At 56.7% G+C, this 21,510-nt stretch carries 21 protein-coding genes and 1 pseudogene; 11 read left to right on the top strand and 11 right to left on the bottom strand.

The genetic code is table 11. The features are described from left to right. Positions 1-7: 7 nt before the first annotated feature. The 5 genes from ROLI_RS20165 to ROLI_RS20145 all read right to left on the bottom strand — a co-directional run bounded on the left by ROLI_RS20165 (position 8) and on the right by ROLI_RS20145 (position 4,321). Positions 8-202 (bottom strand): DUF2892 domain-containing protein, encoded by a 195-nt coding sequence (locus ROLI_RS20165; RefSeq protein ID WP_187431904.1) that lies wholly within the window; start codon positions 200-202, stop codon positions 8-10. Between the two features lie 69 nt (positions 203-271). Then, complete coding sequence (locus ROLI_RS20160) at positions 272-901, bottom strand: Crp/Fnr family transcriptional regulator (protein ID WP_187431905.1); 630 nt, start codon at positions 899-901, stop codon at positions 272-274. A gap of 27 nt (positions 902-928) precedes the next feature. Next, positions 929-1,873: an MBL fold metallo-hydrolase gene (locus ROLI_RS20155; protein ID WP_187431906.1), complete on the bottom strand. Its 945-nt coding sequence runs from the start codon at positions 1,871-1,873 to the stop codon at positions 929-931. Beyond that, on the bottom strand, positions 1,873-2,796 hold the full coding sequence (locus tag ROLI_RS20150) for an MBL fold metallo-hydrolase (protein ID WP_187431907.1): 924 nt from the start codon (positions 2,794-2,796) through the stop codon (positions 1,873-1,875). Before ROLI_RS20150 ends, ROLI_RS20155 begins: the two co-directional genes overlap by 1 nt. Positions 2,797-2,992: 196 nt before the next feature. After that, positions 2,993-4,321 (bottom strand): aspartate aminotransferase family protein, encoded by a 1,329-nt coding sequence (locus tag ROLI_RS20145; protein ID WP_187431908.1) that lies wholly within the window; start codon positions 4,319-4,321, stop codon positions 2,993-2,995. A gap of 330 nt (positions 4,322-4,651) precedes the next feature. On the opposite strand from ROLI_RS20145, the gene ROLI_RS20140 reads away from it, so the two are divergent. Beyond that, on the top strand, positions 4,652-5,065 hold the full coding sequence (locus ROLI_RS20140) for an SIS domain-containing protein (RefSeq protein WP_262386663.1): 414 nt from the start codon (positions 4,652-4,654) through the stop codon (positions 5,063-5,065). A gap of 462 nt (positions 5,066-5,527) precedes the next feature. On the opposite strand, the gene rpsD is transcribed toward ROLI_RS20140, so the two are convergent. Together rpsD and ROLI_RS20130 are read right to left on the bottom strand one after the other, a co-directional pair. Then, positions 5,528-6,148 carry a 30S ribosomal protein S4 gene (rpsD, locus tag ROLI_RS20135; RefSeq protein WP_187431909.1) on the bottom strand — a complete coding sequence of 207 codons (621 nt, stop codon included), beginning with the start codon at positions 6,146-6,148 and terminating at the stop codon, positions 5,528-5,530. Between the two features lie 446 nt (positions 6,149-6,594). Next, positions 6,595-7,071 carry a hypothetical protein gene (locus tag ROLI_RS20130; protein ID WP_187431910.1) on the bottom strand — a complete coding sequence of 159 codons (477 nt, stop codon included), beginning with the start codon at positions 7,069-7,071 and terminating at the stop codon, positions 6,595-6,597. A 304-nt stretch (positions 7,072-7,375) separates the two neighbouring features. Between ROLI_RS20130 and tnpA (ROLI_RS20125) the strand changes: the two genes are divergently transcribed. The 5 genes and pseudogenes from tnpA (ROLI_RS20125) to tnpA (ROLI_RS20105) form a co-directional block, all read left to right on the top strand. Beyond that, positions 7,376-7,735 (top strand): IS200/IS605 family transposase, encoded by a 360-nt coding sequence (tnpA, locus tag ROLI_RS20125; protein WP_187430128.1) that lies wholly within the window; start codon positions 7,376-7,378, stop codon positions 7,733-7,735. A 4-nt stretch (positions 7,736-7,739) separates the two neighbouring features. Continuing rightward, the gene (locus ROLI_RS20120) at positions 7,740-9,170 is read left to right on the top strand and encodes a Tn3 family transposase (protein WP_187430127.1); all 1,431 of its coding nucleotides are present in this window, start codon (positions 7,740-7,742) and stop codon (positions 9,168-9,170) included. Then, positions 9,068-9,481: a Tn3 family transposase gene (locus ROLI_RS20115; protein WP_316247445.1), complete on the top strand. Its 414-nt coding sequence runs from the start codon at positions 9,068-9,070 to the stop codon at positions 9,479-9,481. The genes ROLI_RS20120 and ROLI_RS20115 overlap by 103 nt, the downstream gene beginning before the upstream one ends. Before the next feature lie 111 nt (positions 9,482-9,592). Then, positions 9,593-9,907, top strand: a complete 315-nt coding sequence (locus ROLI_RS23885) for a recombinase family protein (protein ID WP_222869514.1) — start codon at positions 9,593-9,595, stop codon at positions 9,905-9,907. Between the two features lie 197 nt (positions 9,908-10,104). Beyond that, positions 10,105-10,377, top strand: a pseudogene (gene tnpA, locus ROLI_RS20105) (IS200/IS605 family transposase); the annotation flags it as partial. Here tnpA (ROLI_RS20105) and ROLI_RS20100 read toward each other — a convergent pair. Continuing rightward, positions 10,374-10,919: a phosphoribosyl-AMP cyclohydrolase gene (locus ROLI_RS20100; RefSeq protein WP_187430129.1), complete on the bottom strand. Its 546-nt coding sequence runs from the start codon at positions 10,917-10,919 to the stop codon at positions 10,374-10,376. The pseudogene tnpA (ROLI_RS20105) and the gene ROLI_RS20100 overlap by 4 nt on opposite strands. Before the next feature lie 128 nt (positions 10,920-11,047). On the opposite strand from ROLI_RS20100, the gene ROLI_RS20095 reads away from it, so the two are divergent. Next, complete coding sequence (locus ROLI_RS20095; protein ID WP_187430124.1) at positions 11,048-11,977, top strand: LysR substrate-binding domain-containing protein; 930 nt, start codon at positions 11,048-11,050, stop codon at positions 11,975-11,977. Positions 11,978-12,110: 133 nt separating this feature from the next. Here ROLI_RS20095 and ROLI_RS20090 read toward each other — a convergent pair whose 3' ends face one another. After that, on the bottom strand, positions 12,111-13,187 hold the full coding sequence (locus ROLI_RS20090) for a helix-turn-helix transcriptional regulator (RefSeq protein WP_222869512.1): 1,077 nt from the start codon (positions 13,185-13,187) through the stop codon (positions 12,111-12,113). Between the two features lie 295 nt (positions 13,188-13,482). Here ROLI_RS20090 and ROLI_RS20085 point away from each other — a divergent pair, with 295 nt between their 5' ends. Further along, positions 13,483-17,322: a calcium-binding protein gene (locus ROLI_RS20085; RefSeq protein ID WP_187430122.1), complete on the top strand. Its 3,840-nt coding sequence runs from the start codon at positions 13,483-13,485 to the stop codon at positions 17,320-17,322. 87 nt (positions 17,323-17,409) lie between these two features. Here the strand turns inward: ROLI_RS20085 and ROLI_RS20080 are convergent, their stop codons facing one another. Together ROLI_RS20080 and ROLI_RS20075 are read right to left on the bottom strand one after the other, a co-directional pair. Further along, positions 17,410-18,168, bottom strand: a complete 759-nt coding sequence (locus tag ROLI_RS20080; RefSeq protein WP_187429515.1) for a sulfite exporter TauE/SafE family protein — start codon at positions 18,166-18,168, stop codon at positions 17,410-17,412. Positions 18,169-18,522: 354 nt separating this feature from the next. Then, positions 18,523-19,032 carry an EF-hand domain-containing protein gene (locus ROLI_RS20075; protein ID WP_187429516.1) on the bottom strand — a complete coding sequence of 170 codons (510 nt, stop codon included), beginning with the start codon at positions 19,030-19,032 and terminating at the stop codon, positions 18,523-18,525. Between the two features lie 238 nt (positions 19,033-19,270). On the opposite strand from ROLI_RS20075, the gene ROLI_RS20070 reads away from it, so the two are divergent. The 3 genes from ROLI_RS20070 (at position 19,271) to ROLI_RS20060 (ending at position 21,499) form a co-directional block, all read left to right on the top strand. After that, positions 19,271-19,984 carry a response regulator gene (locus ROLI_RS20070; RefSeq protein ID WP_187429517.1) on the top strand — a complete coding sequence of 238 codons (714 nt, stop codon included), beginning with the start codon at positions 19,271-19,273 and terminating at the stop codon, positions 19,982-19,984. Further along, entirely contained in the window at positions 19,981-21,306 is a 1,326-nt protein-coding gene (locus ROLI_RS20065) for an ATP-binding protein (RefSeq protein WP_187429518.1), read from the top strand. The genes ROLI_RS20070 and ROLI_RS20065 overlap by 4 nt, the downstream gene beginning before the upstream one ends. 70 nt (positions 21,307-21,376) lie before the next feature. Beyond that, positions 21,377-21,499 carry a hypothetical protein gene (locus ROLI_RS20060; protein ID WP_262386450.1) on the top strand — a complete coding sequence of 41 codons (123 nt, stop codon included), beginning with the start codon at positions 21,377-21,379 and terminating at the stop codon, positions 21,497-21,499. The last annotated feature ends 11 nt before the right edge of the window (positions 21,500-21,510 follow it).

Genomic DNA, 21,510 nt, shown 5'->3' with positions numbered 1-21,510 from the left:
GCAGATTTCAACAGTCCTGGCAGGTTTTCATGCCGAGGATGCGATAGATCGGGCAGAATTTCAAAAAGGCGGTGACAACCAGAATGGCACCTATCCAGCCCCAAATGCCGATTGCGCCCCAAGCCGCCAGAAGCATTAACATCCCACCGATAAGAATGCGGAGCAAACGGTCGAGACTTCCCAGGTTCGTTGCAAGTTTCATGATCTTTCCTTTCTTTGTATGGCATGATGAAAGCGGGGTTTGCATGCAAGATATGTAACTTCGTCACATTCAGCGCGATTGGGCGAACCGTTCCAGATCCGCAGGGGCCAGAACCTTGATCTCTGCGCGAGCAAGGGCCACCCAACCCCGACGTTCAAAATCCTTGAGCGTGCGGGATATGACTTCTCGGGCAGTACCGAGTTCTGCTGCAACAGCTTGATGGGTGGTGCGCAGCGTGGCCTTGTCGCGACAGCGGTCCAACAGCATTTGCGCCAGCTTTTGATCCAACCGGTGCAGGAGCAATTCGTCGATGACATGGGTCAATTCGATCAGACGTTCGGAAAAAATGGCAAAGGTGGCCGCTCGGAAATCCGGATCCGTCGCGAGCAGAGATCGAAACGCGTTCTGGCCGAGCGAGAGGGCCTCAACGGGTCCCTCGGCATACCCATAGGATGTATATGGGGTTTCACACAAAAGGCCGCTTGTCGTCATCACGCAGCTTTGCCCCGCCGTAACCCGGTACAGCACGATAGAACGCCCTCCGGAGGATGTCTGCTCCACGCGCAGCGTACCCGACAGAACAACAAAGAAGTTTTCCGCGCGCGACCCCGGACTAAAGAGACAGGTCGCATCCGGTACGTTGATCCGTGCTGCGCGGGCTTCAATCGTCGCAAGGGTTGCCGGTTTCCAAGGGCTCACGGCCTGCCTCTTTGGGTCCGCGCGCGCCTATTCAAATTCCATCTGCTCATAGACACGTCCTGCGTTTTTGGTCGCAAGCTCCTCGAAAGTATCCAGATGCGCATAGGGGGATTGATCGACATAAAAGGCCTGTGCAAGATCGCCCCCCGCCTCCAGATGCGCGCCCACTTGTTTGCGCAGGTACAGCAGATAATCCCGCGTATAGCGGCGCACCTGATCCATATTTGTCGGATGGCCATGGCCGGGAATGACATAGGTCGCTTGTAGCGGCTCAAATGCGGTTTCCCAGGTTTCGATCCAATCGGCGGCTATGGTATGGTCGAAAATGGGCAACATGCGTTCGTGAAACGCCATATCACCCGATATCACCAGGCTCTGGGCGGGCAGCCACACCACAATGTCGCCCGGGCTATGCGCCGGCCCTAAGTAGAGCGCCTCGATTTCCACACCCCCGAGGGTCACGGCGTAGCTGTCCTCAAAGGTCACATTGGGTGCCACCACATGGGTGTTCTCAACCCGGTCTTTGACACGCGCCTGCGCGGCCCTCAGCGATTGGCCCCCGGATTGCGCAAACTCGGCGGCGGCGTCGACATGCGCGACGATATCTACGCCCTGACCGGCCCAATATGAATTGCCCAGCATCGCATGCCCCTGACCGTTTTCGGTAAAGACCAAGACGACGGGCTGCGGGGTGACTGCCTTGATTTCCGCATGCAGGGCCTGTGCCAATTCATAGGAGGCACCGCTGTTAATCACGACGACGCCCTCAGACGTCACGATGAAACTGAGGTTGTTATTATGTCCAGCGTTCTCGTAGGTCGGCGGCGCGGTTGCCCCAATGGCGGAAAATACTCCGGGGATGACCTCGACGGGTTTGGAATAGAGCAGGGAGCCGGGGTATTGATCGGGGATATCTTCGCTGGCGCCTGCGGGCAGGGCGAGCAGAATGGAGAAAAGTGCCGATTTACTCATCATAAGCCCTCGGGAACAAACCGATATCCACCGGGTGTTTTATCGACATGGCCGATGCCATCTCCAACCAGATGAAACCCAATGATGCGTATCTGCTCATGTGCCAGTTGATCCAACAGGGACAAGCGCGTGCGCGCCGCCGTCGTCTGGTCATGATCCGCGCCCGAGGGCCAATCCGGCCTTTCAAACGCGACATGATGATTGCCGATGCAATCGCCAAGGATCATGACCGATGTGGATCCGTCTCGTACCTCAAACGACATATGACCGGGTGTGTGCCCGTAGGTCGCCCGCGCCACAACGCCTGGCAGGATTTCATCACCATCACCGAAGAACTGGACGTTGTCTTCGATCATGCGCAATCTGCGCTCTGCGCCGACCGCAAAAGAAGCGCGCGCCTCTCCAATATCGGTCACGGTATTCGGGTTCAGCCAGTAGTCCCATTCCTTCGTTCCGATCATATATCTGGCCCGATTGAAAAGCGGGTCGTCAAAGTCATCGAGGACACCCCAGAGGTGATCGGGATGGGCATGGGTGAACACAACGTCGGTAACGTCTTCGGGGGCAATATCAAGGCTGTCCAATGAGGCGAGAAGCTGACCGGTGTCTGGCGAAAACCCAGCCCCGGCCCCAACATCGAAGAGAATGGTTCTTTCGCCCTGACGCATGACGGTCACATTGCAGGGTCGTGTGAGCTGAGTGGCCGACAGCTGATATTTTTTCAGAATAGGGTTCAGATCGGCTTGAGGCATCGGATCAAAGATCAACGCCCCTGGAAGGGTCAGGGACCCATCCTTAACAACATCAAGCCTGATGTCGCCCAAATGGATTTCTGCATGCGCGGAGGCAAAGGTCATCCCGCAGACCGAGCCCGCTGCCAGCCCCGCCGCCTTATGTAGAAACCTGCGTCTTGAAAGAACCATGTCGAGCACCCATTGAATTCTAGTATTAGAATATGAATGATTGTTTGCCTCCAAGCAAGACAATGATATCCGCCCTATCGCGTCCATACCCGGAATCCCGTTTGATTGGCAAAGGGTTCACGGTCAAGGAAAAGGCACAGATCGACCAGTCAACCCCCGCCAGCGCAGCCTTGAGAGCCTTAGCGCGGCAGCGGTGTCATGGCGCAATGGCGCGCTCAACCGCCGTAGAAAGTTTGCCAACCAGCTCATCAATTTGCGCATCTTCGATGATGAAAGGTGGTGCTAGCAGCACATGGTCGCCTTGCTGACCGTCGATTGTGCCCGACATTGGGTAACAAATCAGGCCCGCTGCAAAGGCTTCTTTCTTGATCCGCGCGGCGATGCATCGTTTTGGATCAAATGTCTCCTTGGTCTCACGGTCCGCCACCAGTTCAACACCGCGAAACAATCCGCGTCCCCGGATGTCGCCGATATGGGCGTGCTGGCCAAATTCGGCCCGCAATGCAGCATCCAGTTTGTCGCCCTGTGCGCGGACCCGCCCCAAAAGACCACCGTCAAGGATTTCACCCAATACCGCATTCGCAGCCGACGCCGCCATTGCGTGGCCCATATAGGTGTGGCCATGTTGGAAAAACCCCGTACCCGTCGCGATGGCATCAAAGATGCCCCGAGAGGTCAGAAGCGCGCCGATCGGTTGATAACCAGCACCAAGACCCTTGGCGATTGTGATCATATCAGGTGCGACGCCGTCTTCCTGGCATGCAAAAAGATGCCCGGTTCGACCCATGCCACACATCACTTCATCCAGGATCAGGAGCACGCCATAGCGGTCGCAAATCTCGCGGATGCGCTTGAGATAGCCGGGGACGGCAGGGACCGCGCCCGCTGTTGCACCCACAACCGGTTCGGCCATGAATGCCATGACGGTTTCGGGACCAAGCCGCAGAATTTCTGTCTCCAACTCATTTGCCACGCGCAACCCGTAAGCTTCCTGCGTTTCGTCATCGCGGCGATCACGATATTCATAGCAGGGGCTGATATGCGTTGTATCCGCAAGCAGGGGTGCAAATTGGGTCCGTCGCCAGGCGTTGCCGCCCGCAGCGAGGGCGCCCAATGTGTTACCGTGATAGCTTTGACGGCGCGCGATCACGCGGTGACGTCCGGGCTGGCCAATTTCCAGAAAATACTGGCGTGCGAGTTTGATGGCGGCCTCAACGGCCTCGGACCCGCCGGAAACGAGATAGACCCGATCAATCCCCTCCGGGGCGTTCTCGATCAGCCGGTCAGCCAGGGTTTCAGCCGGTTCCGAGGTAAAGAACCCGGTATGCGCAAAGGCAAGATGATCGATCTGTGCGTGCAGAGCGGCGCGCACGGCGGCGTTCGAATGCCCCAGACATGACACGGCGGCCCCGCCAGAGCCATCCAGATAGCGCCGCCCGTCAGAATCAATCAGATAGCATCCATCGCCTTTGGCAGCGACGGGCATTTCACCTTTTGTGGAGCGACCGAAGATGTGATTGTTCATGTTGGAAGTCCTTGCTGGAGGGCGCGCCCTGCTTGGCGCAGCGCATTTGCATTTTTATAATGCGGTTGTAATAATTTGTGGGTTTCATTGAAACGATTGTTTTATTTGTGCGTTCTGCTGCCCACCGGAGCGGCGCGATAATTTTGAAAAGCCAGCTAAGAATCAGATATTAAATATGAAATCGGAGTTTTGAGAAAAACCTGGCTTGCATGAGCCTGGAGGGCACCCCTGCGCGCGGGCATTTGCGCCTTGGGTTCTGGATCATCTTCCGTTGGTCGCCTTCCATTCGATTCGTAGTTTGGCGCGGCAAGCAGGGGTTAACCCAAACCGATGGCGTTTGAGAACTTTGCCGATGTTCCGTCGCGGCCTAGCAGTATCATTGATCAGATGTCTCAGGTCACTGCCGATGACATCGTCGTTGCGATCACCTCTGCCCATCACGCCTCGGAAGTCGTCTCGGCCTGTGAAATTGCCCGCAACAACGGCGCAAGAATTCTTGCGCTCCCCTACAGCCACGCCTCTCCGATCGTTATCGGGGCGTGGAAGGTGCTGCGTCTGCCGATGGCCGGACCACATTTCATTTTATCGCTCAATTCCGCATTGCTGGCGGTCGAAATACTGCTGGTTGGGATGGCTGCCCGCTCAAATGAAGCGGCTGAGGAAGTCTCGGCCTTTGAGAACCGCGTGCGGCAGTTTGGGGGGTATGTTGGGTCGTCCGGATCGCTGCGAGAGCGACCCGATTAATAGGCTTAGGCATTGAAATCGAGAGGCGGTCATCGGTATCCTCCCAGAGTGCAGCTGAGTTTGGCTTCAGCGATATTAAGCACCAGTGAAGTCTCCAGACGGCAATGCTGATGTCCCGAGGGTGCACAGCACGCCAGACAGGACGCGCAAGAACGAGCGGTCTACAGCACTCAAAACCGCATCACCCGGTGTCTTCATTGAATATCGGCAACGGCCCCGTTCTATAGGGATGGAGCGTCATTTAATTGCCGCAAAGGACATGCAACAGATGCCGCGCTTAAGACACCCCGGTGAGAGAAGGCGTCATCGCGGAAATGCCCGTATGGGCGGTAGTCTGAATCCATTGAGATAGAACGGTTTGAGGACACTTGGTAGCCGTAAGGCATGTGCTGGCACATGTGACATCAAAAAGGCCCCGTAAATCCGAGGCCTTTTGAAATATGGTATCTGAAAAACCGAAGCTTAGTTTTTCGCGTAGAATTCCACGACGAGGTTTGGTTCCATCATGACCGGATAGGGCACATCGCCAAGCGCCGGTGTACGCACGAATTTCGCCGTCATCTTGGAATGATCCGCCTCGATGTAATCAGGTACATCGCGTTCGGCTAATTGCGTGGCTTCGAGCAGCACAGCAATTTGTTTGGAGCGGTCGCGCACTTCGATCACGTCGCCTTCCTGGACACGGTATGAGGGAATATTGACCTTCTTGCCGTTCACCTTCACATGGCCGTGGTTCACGAATTGACGCGCTGCAAACACGGTCGCCACGAATTTTGAGCGGTACACCACAGCGTCGAGGCGACGCTCCAGCAGGCCGATCAGGTTCTCACCGGTATCGCCTTTGACACGCTCGGCTTCGGCGTAAATGCGGCGGAACTGCTTTTCTGTCAGATCGCCGTAATAACCCTTGAGCTTCTGTTTGGCGCGCAGCTGGATGCCGAAGTCGGAAATCTTGCCCTTGCGGCGCTGACCGTGCTGGCCGGGGCCATATTCGCGACGGTTGACCGGGGATTTCGGACGGCCCCAGATGTTTTCGCCCATGCGGCGGTCGATTTTATGTTTGGCAGACGTGCGTTTTGTCACGGCTGTTCTCCTTCTATATGCGCCCATTTGGGCATGAAGGGCGTTGTCCTCTGGCTTGCGCCTGACAGGCCGTCCCTCGCGGGAGCCACCAACACCAATGAAGCCGCGCTTATACGCGCGTGTCGGGCGGAGTCAACGTGTCTTTGCACAGGCTGCGCCCGGATAGAAAGACAAAAGCGCACCCTTCTGTGTGTCTTTTCTAATGGTGTCTCGGTGAGCGACAGTTGAGTTGCTATTCTTGTGAGTCTCAGGGTTGGGATCTTGTCATTTTCTGGCAGAAGACCTCGACGGGCGTTTTTCTAAGACGGTCGCAGATCACCTCCATGGCGTGATCGACCATTTTGCGGATGTGGCGCGTACGGCGACTTCTGGTTTCCACCGTTTCGTTTTGCCCACGGCACGGCAGTGGCTGCTTGAAGCCATGCGAGATGACAGAACCATGTCTGTTAACCAATTTTAACCTGCGGATGCCGCCAGAAAAACAAACTCGGTGCCGCGTCAATGGTGATTGACATGCGAGGGGCTACACGGTCCTTGGAAGGTTTTTGATTGCTTTCATGAACCTGCCGATGACCTGTTTGGGTGGTCAGGATCACATTGAAAAGACTGTTAAGATCACTTGGTACGGCGACGTTGGTTGATACAAGTTTATGTTTTAAAGTTATAAAATACATCTTCTTGCAGCTGAATGGATGATGGTGGGCGATGTGCTTCGGGGGAGTAGGAGGCCGATGCCGCGATGGGATTTGGGTGTGCAGCGCCTTCTGGCGTGACACGATCGGCATGTAAAACGGTGGTTGGGTAGGTCCGATCATTGTATTGATTTTTTTGGAATTGAGAACGATGATAGATCGCTTCCCGACAAACGCGTAAAAAGGCACAGACGGGGGAAGGCGATTGTTGATGGGCTTGGGCGTCGGCATTCTTGATTGCACATCTGGCCGGCTTTTGGTTCCTATTTTCGTTGCGTTAAACGGTTGACTGGGCAAGGGTCGTTTGTTTGCCAACGCAGCGTTTCTTTTGTGCTGATTTGTCCTGCTCAACGTCAATGTGATGCAGCCTTGCGTTAAAGGTTAGGCTAAAGTCGATTTAGTATCCACTTATTGGTCTAAACCCCCCGTCTTCCAGACGGGATCGCTTTAGCACGAAGAATCGTCTTATGATCTTATCCTCCCCAGAAATGAGCCGTCGCAGGTCTTAAGGCTCATTTCCGGGGAGGATAAGAACATGCAATACTCGACCGGCAAACATTGCGTTTACTATCACAGATATCACCTGGTCTGGTCGACGAAATACCGGTTCAAGGTACTGTGCGGCCTGTTGCGCTTGCGGGTCCGTGATATCTGCCGCCAGGTTTGTGCGCAGAGCGGCGTCGAGATCATCAAGGGCGTTTTGTCGAGCGATCACGTTCATATGTTCGTGTCGGTCCCACCGAAACTGGCAATCAGTGATCTGGTACGGCTGATGAAGGGCAGGTCGTCCCACAAAATACAGCAAGCATTACCGGCGCATTCTTCCGGTGATCCTCAAGACGCTCACCTTTCGGTCAAACAATCAGAGCTGGCGCCCGCTTCTGGATGCCCTTGAAGTTTTGATCACAGACACAAGCAGGAAACCGCAACACTTTTCTCTCGATGAGGTGCCGCTGGACGGTGTTGTCAGACCCAAGGGGCGAGATATTGTCATTGAACCCGGACCCGGCGGGCAACCCCGCCTCAACCGCCTCGACTATGAGATTTATGTCCTTCAAAGCCTGGGGGAGCGTCTGCGCACCAAGGCAGTATGGATTGAAGGCGCGACCAGGTGCTGCAATCCGGATCAGGATTTGCCACAGGATTTTGACGATAGAAAAGAGCAGTATTTCCAGGATATTGGACAGCCATTGGAAGCGGATCTTTTCGTCGAACGCCTCAAGGGTGATCTCATCACCGCCCTGGACGTTTTCGACCGCGATCTGCCCTCCAACAAAGACGTGGTGCTGAAATCGCGGAGCGGCAAAACCCGGATATCGCTCAAACCACCGGAGGCTCAGGATGATCTGGCCATGCTGGATGCACTGAAGGAGGAATTGACCCGCCGATGGCCCATGACCCGCCTGTTGGATGTGCTCGGGGAAGTCGATCTGCGCATCGGCCTCACCAAATCCTTCCCCACGGCAGGCGCGCGACAAACCCTGTCCGGTGATGAGGTATCCCGCAGGCTTCTACTGGCGCTCCATGGGATCGGTACCACTATCGGGCTAAAGGCTGTCGCGGCCGGACCGTATAATGTGACCTACAAAGAGCTGCTCTATATTCGGCAACGGTTCATACACAAAAATGCATTGCGCGCCGCAACCCGTGCCATTGCCGATGCCACGAACCGCATTCGCGCCACAGACATCCGGGGCGATGGCAGCAGCAGTTATGCGTCAGATTCTACCCAATTTGCATCCTGGGATCAGAACCTGATGACCGAGTTGCATCAGCGTTATGGCGGGCGGGGTGTCATGATCTACTGGCACGTCGATGCGAAGGCGACCTGCATCCATTCGCAGCTGAAACAGGTATCTTCCTCAGAAGTGGCGTCGATGATCGAGGGCGTTTTACATCACGGTACCGATTTGGAGATTGATCGCCAGTTTGTTGACACCCACAGCCAGAGCGTTGTCGGCTTTGCCTTTTGTTATTTGCCGGGGTTTGAGCTCATGCCCCGGTTTAAAGGAATAGCACGTCAAAAGCTGGTGCGGGCTCTTCCAAAACCCGAACGCACCCATCCAAATCCTGATCCGCTGTTTGCACCCAAGCCGATCAATTGGGACCTGATCACTCGGCACTATGATGCAATGATCAAACTGGCGGCGGCCCTGAAACAACGCACCGCGGAACAAGAGGCCATTCTACGCCGTTTCATCCGCGGCCAACCGGCCAAAGTCACCCGGTGTTTGCGGCTCTTTTGGAACTCGGCAAAGCAGCCAGGACGATCTTCCTGTGCCAATACCTCAGTGACAAAGGTTTGCGCCGCGAGATCAATTCTGGCCTAAACGTGATTGAACGCTGGAACGGGGTGAACGACTTCATCTTCTACGGCAACGGTAATGAGCTGGTGTCCAACCGGCGCGACGACCAGGAGATCCCGGTTCTGTCATGGCATCTATTGCAGGCCAGCATGGTCTATGTGAACACACTCATGATCCAGGATGTCCTCGCGGATCAGGTGTGGCGCACGAAAATGACCGCCCGCGATATGGCGGCACTGAACCCGCTGCCATACAGCCATATCAACCCATACGGTGTCTTTGACCTCGATATGACCACGCGCCTGCCCCTGAACGATATACTGGTGGCGGCATGACCTGTTCCAAAACTCATAATAAACGGAACGATATTTTGTGCGTTCAAAACCAGCGCCTTACAGAATCCGCAATTCCGTTCCGTATCAGCGCATCAAAACAGGCGCAAAACCATGCTGATCGGCTATGCGCGCGTTTCCATGACAGGACAGAACCTTGAAGCACAAATAGAGCCCCTTCAGGCCAAGGGCTGTGACAAGATATTCCAGGAGAAACTGACTGGGTTTGATCGCCGCCGCCCGCAACTGGAAAAAATGCTGAGCGCCCTTCACCCAAATGATATGCTCATCGTCACCAGCCTTGACCGGTTGGCGCGATCTACGCATGATCTCTTTGTGATAAACCGAAAAGTGGAAGTCGCAGAGGCAACGTTCCGATCACTCCGAGAGCCCTGGGCGGACACTACAAGTTCGATGGGAAAGTTCTGACTTACTGTTTTTGAAGGACTTTCCGAGCTGGAACGAAATCACATCAATGAACGGACAAATGACGGAAGCGCCTCCGCACAAAAACGCGGTGTGAAATTTGGCAGAAAGTTCAAACTCGCAATGCATCAACAAGACCAGGTCAGAACCATGCTTCACAAAGGGCAACCACTCCACGCCATCGCCCGCCACTCGTTTGGGCGACGACGTATAGCTACAAGGTTTTGCAGGGCGGCATTCAGCTTTGGGTGCGCGATATCTGTCGTCAGGTTTGCCGCGAAAAGGGCGTGGAGATCATTCGTGGCGTGCTGTCGTGTGATCACGTCCACATGTTCGTGTCGGTGCCGCCGAAGCTGGCTGTGAGTGATCTAGTGCGGCTTCTGAAAGGCAGATTATCCCACAAGGTGCAGCGCGAATTCGCGCAGTTGAAGCGCCGCTATTGGGGCAGGCGCTTTGGATTTATGTCGCTTTAACCTGGCACAAAGGGGAGGGATGAATGGTGCAGGACGATCTTCGTCTCACCATTGTCTAGTTTCTCGATCCCGAAGGTATATTCAACCTTAACCTCATTGCCGTCCGCCTGCATGAAAAAGTAGTTCCCCATCGTCATTGCGGTGTCTCCACTGATCACAGATCCTTCGCTTTCCCACCGCACATCCGTGTAAGGCGCGATGGCAAAACCACTGTCTTCGGCTAAATCGCCGCCGACGAAGTAGGACATGGCCTCGTCAAATGTGCCCCGAAATTGATCGACGCTGGCCAGCGTTGGCTTAAAAAGCACCGGACGCTCGCCGTATGCATAGAAGTTCAGGATGTGATCCTTGGCGGCCTGGCGGTAATCGCCACCCTGGGTGTGAACGGCACCGATGTTGACAATGCCATCACCCCAAGCGCGCTTCAGCTCGGTGACCTCGGGAAGGGTCAGGCCTTGGGCTGCGCTGGTCGATCCTGCCTGTGCGGTAGCTGCGGCACAAGTGAGAACTAGAGCGGCGGTAAGCATAGGGGTCATTTTCATCATAATCTCCTGACGGGTTCATTTTATGTTTCTTCTAAGGGAGAAAATAGGGACGCATTATTCATAATACCAATTGATAAAAATGTAAAAATCCATAGCTTTAAAGCATTGATAAGGAAGATCGCTTTATGCGCCCGACACTTCGCCAGCTACAGTATTTTGTCGCCGTCGCGGATTACAACGCGTTTGGCGCGGCGGCGCATGCGCTTGCGGTCAGCCAGCCGAGCCTTTCCAAGCAACTTGCAATTATGGAGGAAGAGCTTGGGTCGGCGCTTTTTGAGCGCACATCACGGCGGGTGACGCTGACGCCGCTGGGGCGGTTGCTGTTGGACCGGGCGCGGGTGATCTTGAAGGAAATGCGTGAGTTCAGGGCGATCGCAAAAGGGTCGATCGGGCTTTTTGGTGACAGGCTTTCCATTGGTGTTCTGCCATCAATTGGCGCGTATTTCATGCCGATTGCCAATCGCCGACTGCACCAGCTTTTTCCCGACCTGCGTCTTGTCGTTCAGGAGGGGGCAACGGTACAATTGCTTGAACTGTTACATGCGGGAAAGGTCGATGCCGTCATCGGAACCCCCCACGGGGCTCCCGAACTTCAAAGCATCCCGCTTTTTGCCGAGACCCTGTGGATTTGTGCCGCAAGCGACGATCCATTGTCACGCGAGACAACCCCGGTCACGACCGCAGATCTGAAGGGGCGACCGCTGTTGGCGCTGAGCCCGGAATTCAAGCTGGCTGATGTTGTGGAGCGACTGGCTGCTGAGGCCGGTGCCTATGTCAGTCACGATTATCAGGGTGGCAGTCTGGATGCGGTGCGGCAGATGGCAGTGATGGGCGCAGGTGTTGCCGTGCTCCCGTCTCTTTACGCCCTGGCTGAAGCCGTGCGCGATCCAGAGTTCGTTGTGCGCCGGATCGATCATCCTCTGGCGGTCCATGAAATCGCATTGCATTGGAGGCGTGCATCACCGCTGCGTGCTGATTTTGAGCAGCTCGCAGCGCAACTGATTGAGGTGAAGCAGGAGATCAGGCAAGCGCGGGCTGAACAGTTTGGAAGCTGAACCTGAGACGTCCAACTGCGCGCGGGTGGGGCTTTGATCCGGCGCTGTCGATGGATCCAAACGAAACTGTTCCCGGTCGATTTTAAAAATTTGCCTGTCGCTGGGTAATATTGGTGCAGTGGCGCAAAAGAAATCACGTTAATGCGACGACTTTGGCGATTTCGACCTGGCGGCTGACATTGCATTTTTGCGCCGCAGATTTGATTTGGTTCCGCACTGTGCTCAGGCTGACAGAGCGCCTCTCGGCGATGTCCCGTGGGGACATTCCATCGGCCAGAAAAAGGACGACCGAAACCTCGGCAGTCGTGAGCCCGAAGGTATTTACAAGTCGTTGTGCTTTTGTCGCGCTGCGCGTGTTGTTTGTGAAGATCAACGCAATACAGGGGTTGTCGTAGCGTGGACCCAGCAGCGTGGGCCAAATCAGATCTGACCTTGGTAAAACCCGAAATGATTTGCAGCTCAATTGCGGGCTTATGGTGAACTCAAATTGCATTCTCGGCAATGACGAAACATCCCTGGACAAGGCTCTGCTGAGAGAGGCCTGCGCTTTCGGATGTGTGAAAGAGAACTTCCCATGGCAGAATTCAAAAACCTCCGGCTGCGATGTGATCATTGTTTCTGCGGCATCATTGATCATCACCAACCGGCCATCCATTTGCAAGATGATGGTGGGCAGCCCGGCACCGCAACCGATCCGCGCGGCGATCCGCATATCTGTAAGCTCACGGTTGATCTTCCATGCGCTCCGCAATTGCGGGGTGATTTGACGCACCAGGTCGAGCCAGGGTTTGACAAGCCTGTCTTCGTCCCTGCGCCGTATATTCCCACCGATCAGGAAGGAGGCCGTGGGGGTTTTTGCCACAACAGCCCCGCCTCCGAATACGATATCCTCTTGCGGCAAAACCCAGTCGTTATAGAATTCGGTCTGTATGAGTTTTTCTTCCGGGCACATCTCTCTGCTGTCCGCAATTGTGCCCACGGGCATGGATGCAAAGGCCGGGGCCCAGGCATTCAGATTACCATAATGATCACTAAATGAGGCAAGGTACTCGGGCGCATAGCCCGAGGAAACCATTCCCAGAAAAGCGCTGTCTTCCGTGTCATGTCCAAAAAGATGTGTTCGAACACCCGGCACCGCGGCGGCCAGCGCATCGGCGACACCATCCCAGGACGACCCATCCAAAGCCGCCGTCATGATCGCATTTGACACGTTACAGAACTGCTCGAGGGAAACCACAGTTACCTCTACAATAAAATCTGTTCAAAATAGGGGCGATAAAAAATCAATAAACGCCCAAAATATATCTTTTATAGCCCAAATGGGCCATGACAGACCGCCTGTGTCAATGACTTGTTAAGTTTTGTGAGTGGGGCCTCTCTTGCCTTAGGCGCTATCCGCGATGCTGGCGGCCGATAATTCCGGTCTTTTTTAGCTTCTGAACATAGCCCTTGATGGTCTGGACCACCCCAAAAAAATTTAATCCAAGAACTTTGGGGGATGCACGATGGCGATTATTACCGGAACTGAAAACGACGATCAGTTTGCAAATCAACTCGTCGGTACAAACGGCAATGATGAATACCTGGCTCTGGGCGGGGATGATTTTCTGATACCTTCGCTCGGGTCGGACATTTTGAACGGCGGCGCGGGGTTTGATGTTGCAATCTATGATGCGTCGCCGCTGACAAATGGCATTGTCATAAATAACACGTCACTTGCGATCGGGTCGGTTCTGGCGTTTTCAGTCAACAAAGGCTCCGGCCAGATTGATACGCTGATTGACATGGAAAATTTCCACGGCACCAATTTTTCTGATGCGATTTATGTTGGTGGACTGGGCGGCACATATACGTTTGATCGTGCCGGAAATGATTTTGTGCGGGCGTCCCAGGATCCTGCAGCAACGACTGGCCATACTTTTGTTGCAGGCAGTGGCAACGACACATACATCGGCACAGTTCGCGACGATGATCTTGTGATTTACACCGACAACGGTTTCGATGGTGCTGGTCCCATATTTCGCGGCGTGGACGTTAACCTGGCAACCGGGACGGCCGTGGATGGGTGGGGCGATATCGATTCATTGACCGGGATCGAAAATGTTGATGGCACCGCGCTGAACGACATCATTCGGGGCGACGGAAATAACAATTTTTTTATCGGTTTGGCCGGGAACGACACGCTTGAAGGGGCGGGCGGCGATGACGGGCTTTTAGGCGGAGATGGTAACGACACCCTTCGGGGTGGTGACGGCAATGACAACCTTCGGGGCGGGCGGGGCAATGATATCCTGGATGGCGGCAATGAGCCCGCGCAATTCAGCGGTGGCGACCGTGCCAGCTACAGCCGTGAACACCAGGACGGCGGCACGCAGGGTATTGATGCCAGCCTAATCACTGGCACCGTCATCGATACCTTTGGCGACACAGACACGCTGATCAATATCGAAGAGATTCAAGGCTCTATCTTTAATGATCTGATTGTGGGTGCCGGGGGGAGCGACCAATTGCGCGGTGAAGGCGGCAATGACACCGTGACAGGCAACGCCGGAAACGATGATCTCAGCGGCGGCAGTGGTAATGATACAATTAGTGGTGGGGCAGGTGACGATTTCATCGAGGCCGGGAGCGGCACCGACACGATCAGCGGTGGTGTCGGCGGTTTTGATGAGTTGTCCTATGTCTTTGATACATTTTTCGATGGTATTTCGACCGGCGTATCGGTGACGTTTACGAACGAAACCGACGGCACGGCGATTGATTTCAACGGAGACACCGACAGTTTCACAGGGATCGAAAGCGTTCGGGGCACGAATAATGCGGATACCTTTGTAGGCTCCATTGGCACGCAGTCTTTTCGGGGATTTGGCGGGGATGACAGTTTTGACGGCGGTGCCGGTGATAATGATCGCATCGACTACAGCCGGGCGCACGCTGATCTTGGTGCCTTTCAGGGCGTCACCGTCGATATGGTGGCTGGGACCGCGATTGATGCCTATGGCGACAATGATACCTTTGTGAACATCGAGCGCATTCGCGGCTCGGATTTCGCGGATGCCATAACGGGTAACAGTGATCGCAATGATTTGCAGGGTCGGGACGGTGATGATGTCATCGACAGTTTCGGTGGCAGCAATAATTATCTTGAGGGGGGCGATGGCGACGACACGCTTCTGGCCCGTGGGCAGAACGATTTTGTTAACGGCGGCAATGGGGATGACACCATCTCCCTATTCGAGAATGAAAGCGGGGCTAATCCGGGTTTTGGCTCTGACACCATCGCCGGGGCCGCGAACGGCTACTTCTTCCTTGAATATGGAGGCGTCAGTGACTCCTTAACAATCGACATTCTACTGGGCACGACGGTTTTCAGCGGCGGTGACATCGACGCCTTCACCAATATTCGAAACATCGGAGGCGGGGATGGGGATGATATACTGCTCGGAGACAACAGCAGTGAATTTCAGGAGTTCTTCTCCTCGCGCGGTAACGATACGATTGATGGGCGCGGCGGCAACAGAGACCGGCTTATCTATGACAATCGCGATGAGACGGCGGTCACCGTTAATTTCCTGACCGGCACGGCCACGGGAAGTTTTGCGGGCACCGATAGCTTCTCAAATATTGAGTCCGTACGCGGCACCAGCGGTGCGGATACCTTTATTGGTGGCACGCAGGCCTATACCGAATATCAGGGTCTCGATGGCATTGACACATATGTCGGTGGCACGGGGCAGGATCGCCTCAGCTTTACCTTTGATAACAACCGTGGCGGAACAGGTGCCATTTCTGTGGACCTATTGGCTCAGACCGCAACCGATGGTTTTGGCAATTTGGAGACCTTCACCGGGATTGAACAGGTCATTGCCAATGACACAAACGATACCCTTTTTGGTGATAATAACGCGAACATCCTGATTGGGCTGGGGGGTGATGATTTCATTGACGGGCGTGGTGGCAACAACCAGATTTTTGGCGGCGACGGTAATGATACGCTGAGGTCATCGGGGGCCTCGGAAATCTTTGGTGAAAACGGGAACGATACAATTTTCGCGGGCCTTGGGACCTCTGAAACACTTGACGGTGGGACTGGCATTGACACGCTGAACACGACTTTGTTCAACGGGAGCTATGTTGTTGATCTTGCGACGGGTTTGACCAATTTTGCGGGTGAGCTCTTTACCAACTTCGAGAACATCACCGCGGGCAACGGCAATGACCAGCTCTTCGGGTTCGAGGTCGATAACATCATGATCGGCGGCGGCGGTAACGACCGCATCCTTGCATTCCGCGGCAATGACACGATCGAGGGCGGTCTGGGTGATGACACGCTGAACGGCGGCGAGGGCAACGACAATATCTCCGGCGGTGACGGGGCGGATCTGGTCTTTGGCCAGGACGGCAACGACGTCATCTCGGGGGGTGACGGCAACGATCAGCTCTTTGGCGAGGCCGGTAACGACAATATTTCCGGCGGTCTGGGCGATGATACCATCGGTGCGGCCGACGGCAGCGACACCATCAACGCGGGGGGCGGCAATGACACGGCCTTTGGCGGCGAGGGCAATGATACCGTGCGCGGTGGGACGGGCAACGACCGGCTCTTTGGCAGCGGCGGGTCGGATTTCATCGACGGCGAGGACGGCAATGATGAGCTCTTCGGCGAGACCGGCAGCGACACGCTTCTGGGCGGTGCGGGCGATGACGACATGAACGGCGGCGGCGGCAACGACTTCATGAACGGCGAGTCCGGCAACGACCGGATGTTCGGCGGCTCGAATGAGGATACGATGTTCGGCGGCACCGGCAATGACCTGTTGAATGGCCAGACCCAGGACGACGACCTCTTTGGTCAATCGGGCAACGACCAGCTGTTCGGCGGTGACGGGTTCGATTTGCTGGACGGCGGCTCGGGCAATGACGTGTTGTTTGGCGGCAACCAGGGCGATACGCTGGTTGGGGGCCTGGGCGTGGATACGCTGAATGGCGGCAGCGGGTTTGACACCTTCGACTTCAATTCGGTGGCTGAATCGGCTTTCGGATCGGCGGATACCATCGCCGGGTTCGACGGTGCTGGCGGCTTTGGCGGCGATATCATCGACGTCTCGAGCATCGATGCCAACACGGGGATTGCGGGCAATCAGGCCTTCACCTTCCTGGGGGCTGTCTCAAGCGCTGTGGGCCTCGGTTTTGGTGCCGGTGCGCTTTGGGTGCAGGAGTTTGGCGGTCAGACGCGGCTTTATGCCAACGTCAACAACGACGCCATCATCGATCTTGAGGTGCGCATCAATGACGGTGCAGGCACCACGGCCTTTGATTACACGGCCAGCGACTTTTTTGCCTGAGGCGTCCGGAAAATTCTGTCCCGCGCGGTTGCGAACGCGCCGCGCGGGCTCTCACAAAACAAACCCGCCCCGGGACATCCTTGGGCATCACAGCCCCGTCAGATCGCGCAGTCCCGCATAGACAAGCCGCGCCGCCAGGGCGATCAGCACGATGTTCAGCGCCAGGCGGAAACGATCATCCCCCATCCGGTTCAACACGGCCTTGCCGGTCAGCGTGCCGCAAAAACCGGTGGCGATCATCACCGCAATGAACCCGGCCCACTCCCAAAAAGCAAAGCCCAGCAGGCCAAAGACGATGACCTTGAGACCATGTTGAAGGCTCATCAACGCGGCCTGTGTGGCGACATGCCCGTGGCGCGGCAGTTCCAGCGATTTGATATAGGTCGCAACGAAAATGCCCGTCGCGCCAAAGAACATGGTCAGGAAGCTCGATAGCACGCCGATCACAAGCGGCCAGTCGCGCAGGATACGCGGGGCCTTTGCGAGAACGTTCCAAAGGATGAAAAGCCCGACGCCGATTTGTACCAATGCGGGGGGCAGGTTGACAGCGACCATGCCACCGGTCGCAGCACCGATGAGTGACCCTACGGCAAATGAGGGCAGGGCGGGCCAGAAGATATGGCGAAAGGTTACCATCACCCGCCCGAGGTTCGAGCCGATCTGGATGACGCCGTGCACGGGGATCAGGGCGGTGGGCGGCAGCAGTGTCGCCATGACCGCCAGCATCAGAGCGCCCCCGCCGATCCCGAAAGCGACGGTGATGAAGGAGCCGGCAAAGCTGGTGAGTGCGAGGCTGGCAAAAGCAAGCAGGCTCATGCCCTCGGGCAGCAGGGAGAGCGTCAGCATGGGCGGGCCGGTATTGGTTCGTTGGCCTGTCTGTGCGCGCCATGTGTTGATCGGAATGCGCAGTGGTCTGTGCAGGACATAAAGGCGTTGGTCTTTAGGGCGTTTGACATCATGAATCTCTGTGCAGCGCGCCCGTCCCTGCCGCCCACAGGCATTTGGTTTTCGAGCTTTGTGCCGGATATCATGGAGCGGTCTCTAAAAACTGCGACCAGGCATAGTGTGATTGAATTCGGTGCCTTGTCCAGAGCCTATGGGCAGCTGCGGACGTAACATCCCGGTTTTGCGCTTGAGGCCATTTGCAAACGCATGCGCGGCGCGGACGGGTCAAACGCCCGACCGCGCCGTTCAGGAGGGTCAGCCGCGACGACCGCGCTCTTTCAGGGTCAACACCCCGTCGTCATCCCGGTCCATCCGCTGCACGACATTACCGAAGCGTGCGTCCATTTCCTGGGTGCTGATCTGGCCGTCGCCATCTGCGTCGAAATCCTGAAACACATCGACCATGCGGGTGCGCGTGATTTCACGGTAAAGCGTGTCAAATTCCGCAATGCTCAGCGCCCCATCACCGGATGCATCCGCCTGCGACAGTTTCGCAGCGCGGTAGCTGTCGATTTCGCCCTGTGTGAGCGCACCATCGCCGTCCCCGTCCGCAGCGCTGAACAATGTGCGCATCATCTCGCCGCGCTTGCCGCCACGGCGTTTGCCGTGATGCCCGTCCTTGACCTTGCGATATTCCGAGCGCTCTGATTGCGCTGTGGCGATGTCTTCTGCGGGCACCTTGTTTTGTGCTGTTGCGGTCATCGCACCCGACCCAAGTAGCGTCAGAGCCAGAAATCCAATGGGGAGAATTTTGCGCGTTTTCATTGTTTGATCCTTTGTTGTCCTGAGACATCAAGGGCACGGGTTGTGCCCCCTCTCTGCAATATGGCGGGTCCGGCACAAAAAGGTTTGTCAGCCGCAGTAGCGTTTTGTCGCCAACGGTCGCGCGCGCCGTGCCTGATACATTCTGCGACAAATCAATGCCCTTCTGCGGGGTGCGCGGGCTAGGAACAAAGCAGGCATTCGGGGTAAAGAGGGGAACAGACCACAAGGAAACACCCCATTGGATGCCGCCGACCCTCAGATCCTGATCGTTGACGATGCGCGCGATATCCGCGAGCCGCTGGGGCAATATCTGCGCAAGCAGGGGTTTCGCACGCAGCTTGCCGCCAATGCCACAGAGGCGCGCGGGATCGTGGCGGGGTCCTTGTTGGCGCTGGTGGTGCTGGATGTGATGATGCCGGGGGAGGACGGGTTGAGCCTGTGCCGCTGGCTGGTGGCGCGGGGCGGGCCGCCGGTCATCCTGCTGACGGCGATGAGCGATGAAACCGACCGGATCGTCGGGCTGGAGCTGGGCGCGGATGACTATATGATCAAACCGTTCAACCCGCGCGAGCTTCTGGCGCGTATCCGGGCCGTGTTGCGCCGGATTCCGCCGCCTGAGCCCAAGGTTGCCACGCAAAACCGTCGCTTTGCCGGATGGCTGCATGACCAGACGCAGCATCATTTGGCCCACACGGATGGGCGCAAGGTCGATTTGACCTCGGGAGAAAACCGTCTTCTGGCGGTGCTGAGCGATCATCCAAACGTAGTGTTGAGCCGGGATCGGTTGCTTGACCTGACCGCCGGGCGCGATGCCAAGGCCTATGACCGGGCGATTGACAATACCGTCAGCCGTCTGCGGCGCAAGATCGAGGATAATCCCAAGATTGCGAGGCTGATCGTGACGGAATGGGGCGGGGGCTACCGCCTGGCCGCGCAGGTCACCGAGGAATGAGCCTGCTTCCAGATGGGCTCGCGGGACGCTTTGCGCTGTTGCTGTCGGGGGCGTTGATTGCGGCGAATGTGATCGCGTTGGGGGTGTTGTCTCTGGAGCGGGGGCGGCTCGACCGTGCCGCGCTGATTGAGCGCGAAGCGGAACGCATCGTGTCCTTTGTTCCGGCGATCGAAGCGGCGGCGCCCCGGTTGCGTCGTGCCATTGCGCGCGATGCCTCCACGCGGTTTTCGCGCGTTTCGGTGGATCGTGAGCCCTTGGTCACGCAGCTCCCCGCCGCACCGCGTTCCGTCGCTCTGACCCGTGAGATATCACAGGCACTTGGCGGCAGGGATGTGCGGGCCGTCATTCGCGTCAGACCTGACCGGGAAGGCAAAAACCGGCGCGAGAGTATTGCGGTTTCCATCCAACTCGTGAACGCCGGAACCGGGCGGGTCCAATGGCTCAATGTGCTGTCACGCGGAGAGCACGCGCGTCCCGACGGTGTGAACGAAAAGCTCTTCCTGATCGCACTTGTGCTGTCGCTGGTTGCCGTTCTGGGTGTGTCATTGGTGTTTTTGCGCCGTTTGACGCGTCCGTTGAGCGCGCTTGCGCAGGCGGCGCGCAGGGCCGGCAAGGGGGATCGGACCGCCCGTGTCCCCGAGACCGGCCCGCTCGAAATGCGCGAGGCGGCTGCGGCATTTAATGATATGCAGGGCAGGATTTCACAGTTTGACGCGGAGCGCATGCGCACGCTGGCGGCCGTTGGGCATGATCTGCGCACGCCCCTGACGAGCCTGCGCATCCGTGCGGAAATGATCGAACCAGAGGTGGGCCTCGCGATGATCCGCAGCCTCGATGAAATGACGGTGATGGCGGATGGTCTGGTGAGCTTTGCCAAGGACGCGGGGGAGGGCGAAGAACCCGTGGCCCTCAATCTGCGAGATCTGCTCGCGAATATATGCACGGATCAGGGCGCAATTTTGCAACCGGGGGCGGATGTGGTGGTCTTGGCGCGCCCCGTCGCGCTTGGGCGCGCGTTCCGAAATCTGGTGGAAAATGCTATGCGCTACGGCGGCGGCGCGTGTGTTTTCCTTGATGCAGGTAACGGAAATGCCGTGGTGGAGATCATGGACGAAGGCCCCGGCATCGCGGATGACCTGCGCGAGAGCATGTTTGAACCCTTTGTGCGCGGGGAGGACAGCCGCAGTCTCGCCACGGGCGGTGCCGGTCTGGGCCTGTCCATCGCCAAAGGTATCGTGCGCGCGCATGGGGGCGAGATCATCCTGAACAACCGCGCCGAGGGGGGGTTGCGTGTGACGGTGACCTTACCGCTGGCGCGCTGATGCGCTGCCTTAGCGGGACGGCGGTTTCGGATCGCCGTCCCGGTCATTGGTAGTGACACCACAGGGATGCATGGGCAACCCGCGCGCGCCAAAACACGCAACCGCCACGTCGCTGGCGCGCATCATCGGCGGCGGGTTTCTGGTCTGCTTAGCGCTTCTGGTCAGCACGATTGGTATCTATGCTGTGCCTTGACCTTGCGGGCC

Origin of the sequence: Roseobacter fucihabitans (assembly GCF_014337925.2) — a bacterium.
Lineage (GTDB): Bacteria > Pseudomonadota > Alphaproteobacteria > Rhodobacterales > Rhodobacteraceae > Roseobacter > Roseobacter fucihabitans.
The sequence above is the reverse complement of the archived record's forward strand: the minus strand, read 5'-3'. Positions and strand labels throughout refer to the sequence as shown.

Bases quoted from the DNA above. Each gene is read 5' to 3' on its own strand.
- ROLI_RS20165 (WP_187431904.1), bottom strand. From the start codon at position 202: ATGAAACTTGCAACGAACCTGGGAAGTCTCGACCGTTTGCTCCGCATT.
- ROLI_RS20065 (WP_187429518.1), top strand. From the start codon at position 19,981: ATGAGCCTGCTTCCAGATGGGCTCGCGGGACGCTTTGCGCTGTTGCTG.
- ROLI_RS20100 (WP_187430129.1), bottom strand. From the start codon at position 10,919: ATGAAAATGACCCCTATGCTTACCGCCGCTCTAGTTCTCACTTGTGCC.
- ROLI_RS20155 (WP_187431906.1), bottom strand. From the start codon at position 1,873: ATGAGTAAATCGGCACTTTTCTCCATTCTGCTCGCCCTGCCCGCAGGC.
- ROLI_RS20145 (WP_187431908.1), bottom strand. From the start codon at position 4,321: ATGAACAATCACATCTTCGGTCGCTCCACAAAAGGTGAAATGCCCGTC.
- ROLI_RS20095 (WP_187430124.1), top strand. From the start codon at position 11,048: ATGCGCCCGACACTTCGCCAGCTACAGTATTTTGTCGCCGTCGCGGAT.
- ROLI_RS20150 (WP_187431907.1), bottom strand. From the start codon at position 2,796: ATGGTTCTTTCAAGACGCAGGTTTCTACATAAGGCGGCGGGGCTGGCA.
- ROLI_RS20130 (WP_187431910.1), bottom strand. From the start codon at position 7,071: ATGCCGACGCCCAAGCCCATCAACAATCGCCTTCCCCCGTCTGTGCCT.
- ROLI_RS20085 (WP_187430122.1), top strand. From the start codon at position 13,483: ATGGCGATTATTACCGGAACTGAAAACGACGATCAGTTTGCAAATCAA.
- ROLI_RS20080 (WP_187429515.1), bottom strand. From the start codon at position 18,168: ATGCTGACGCTCTCCCTGCTGCCCGAGGGCATGAGCCTGCTTGCTTTT.
- ROLI_RS20060 (WP_262386450.1), top strand. From the start codon at position 21,377: ATGGGCAACCCGCGCGCGCCAAAACACGCAACCGCCACGTCGCTGGCG.
- ROLI_RS23885 (WP_222869514.1), top strand. From the start codon at position 9,593: ATGCTGATCGGCTATGCGCGCGTTTCCATGACAGGACAGAACCTTGAA.
- ROLI_RS20140 (WP_262386663.1), top strand. From the start codon at position 4,652: ATGGCGTTTGAGAACTTTGCCGATGTTCCGTCGCGGCCTAGCAGTATC.
- ROLI_RS20075 (WP_187429516.1), bottom strand. From the start codon at position 19,032: ATGAAAACGCGCAAAATTCTCCCCATTGGATTTCTGGCTCTGACGCTA.
- tnpA (WP_187430128.1), top strand. From the start codon at position 7,376: ATGCAATACTCGACCGGCAAACATTGCGTTTACTATCACAGATATCAC.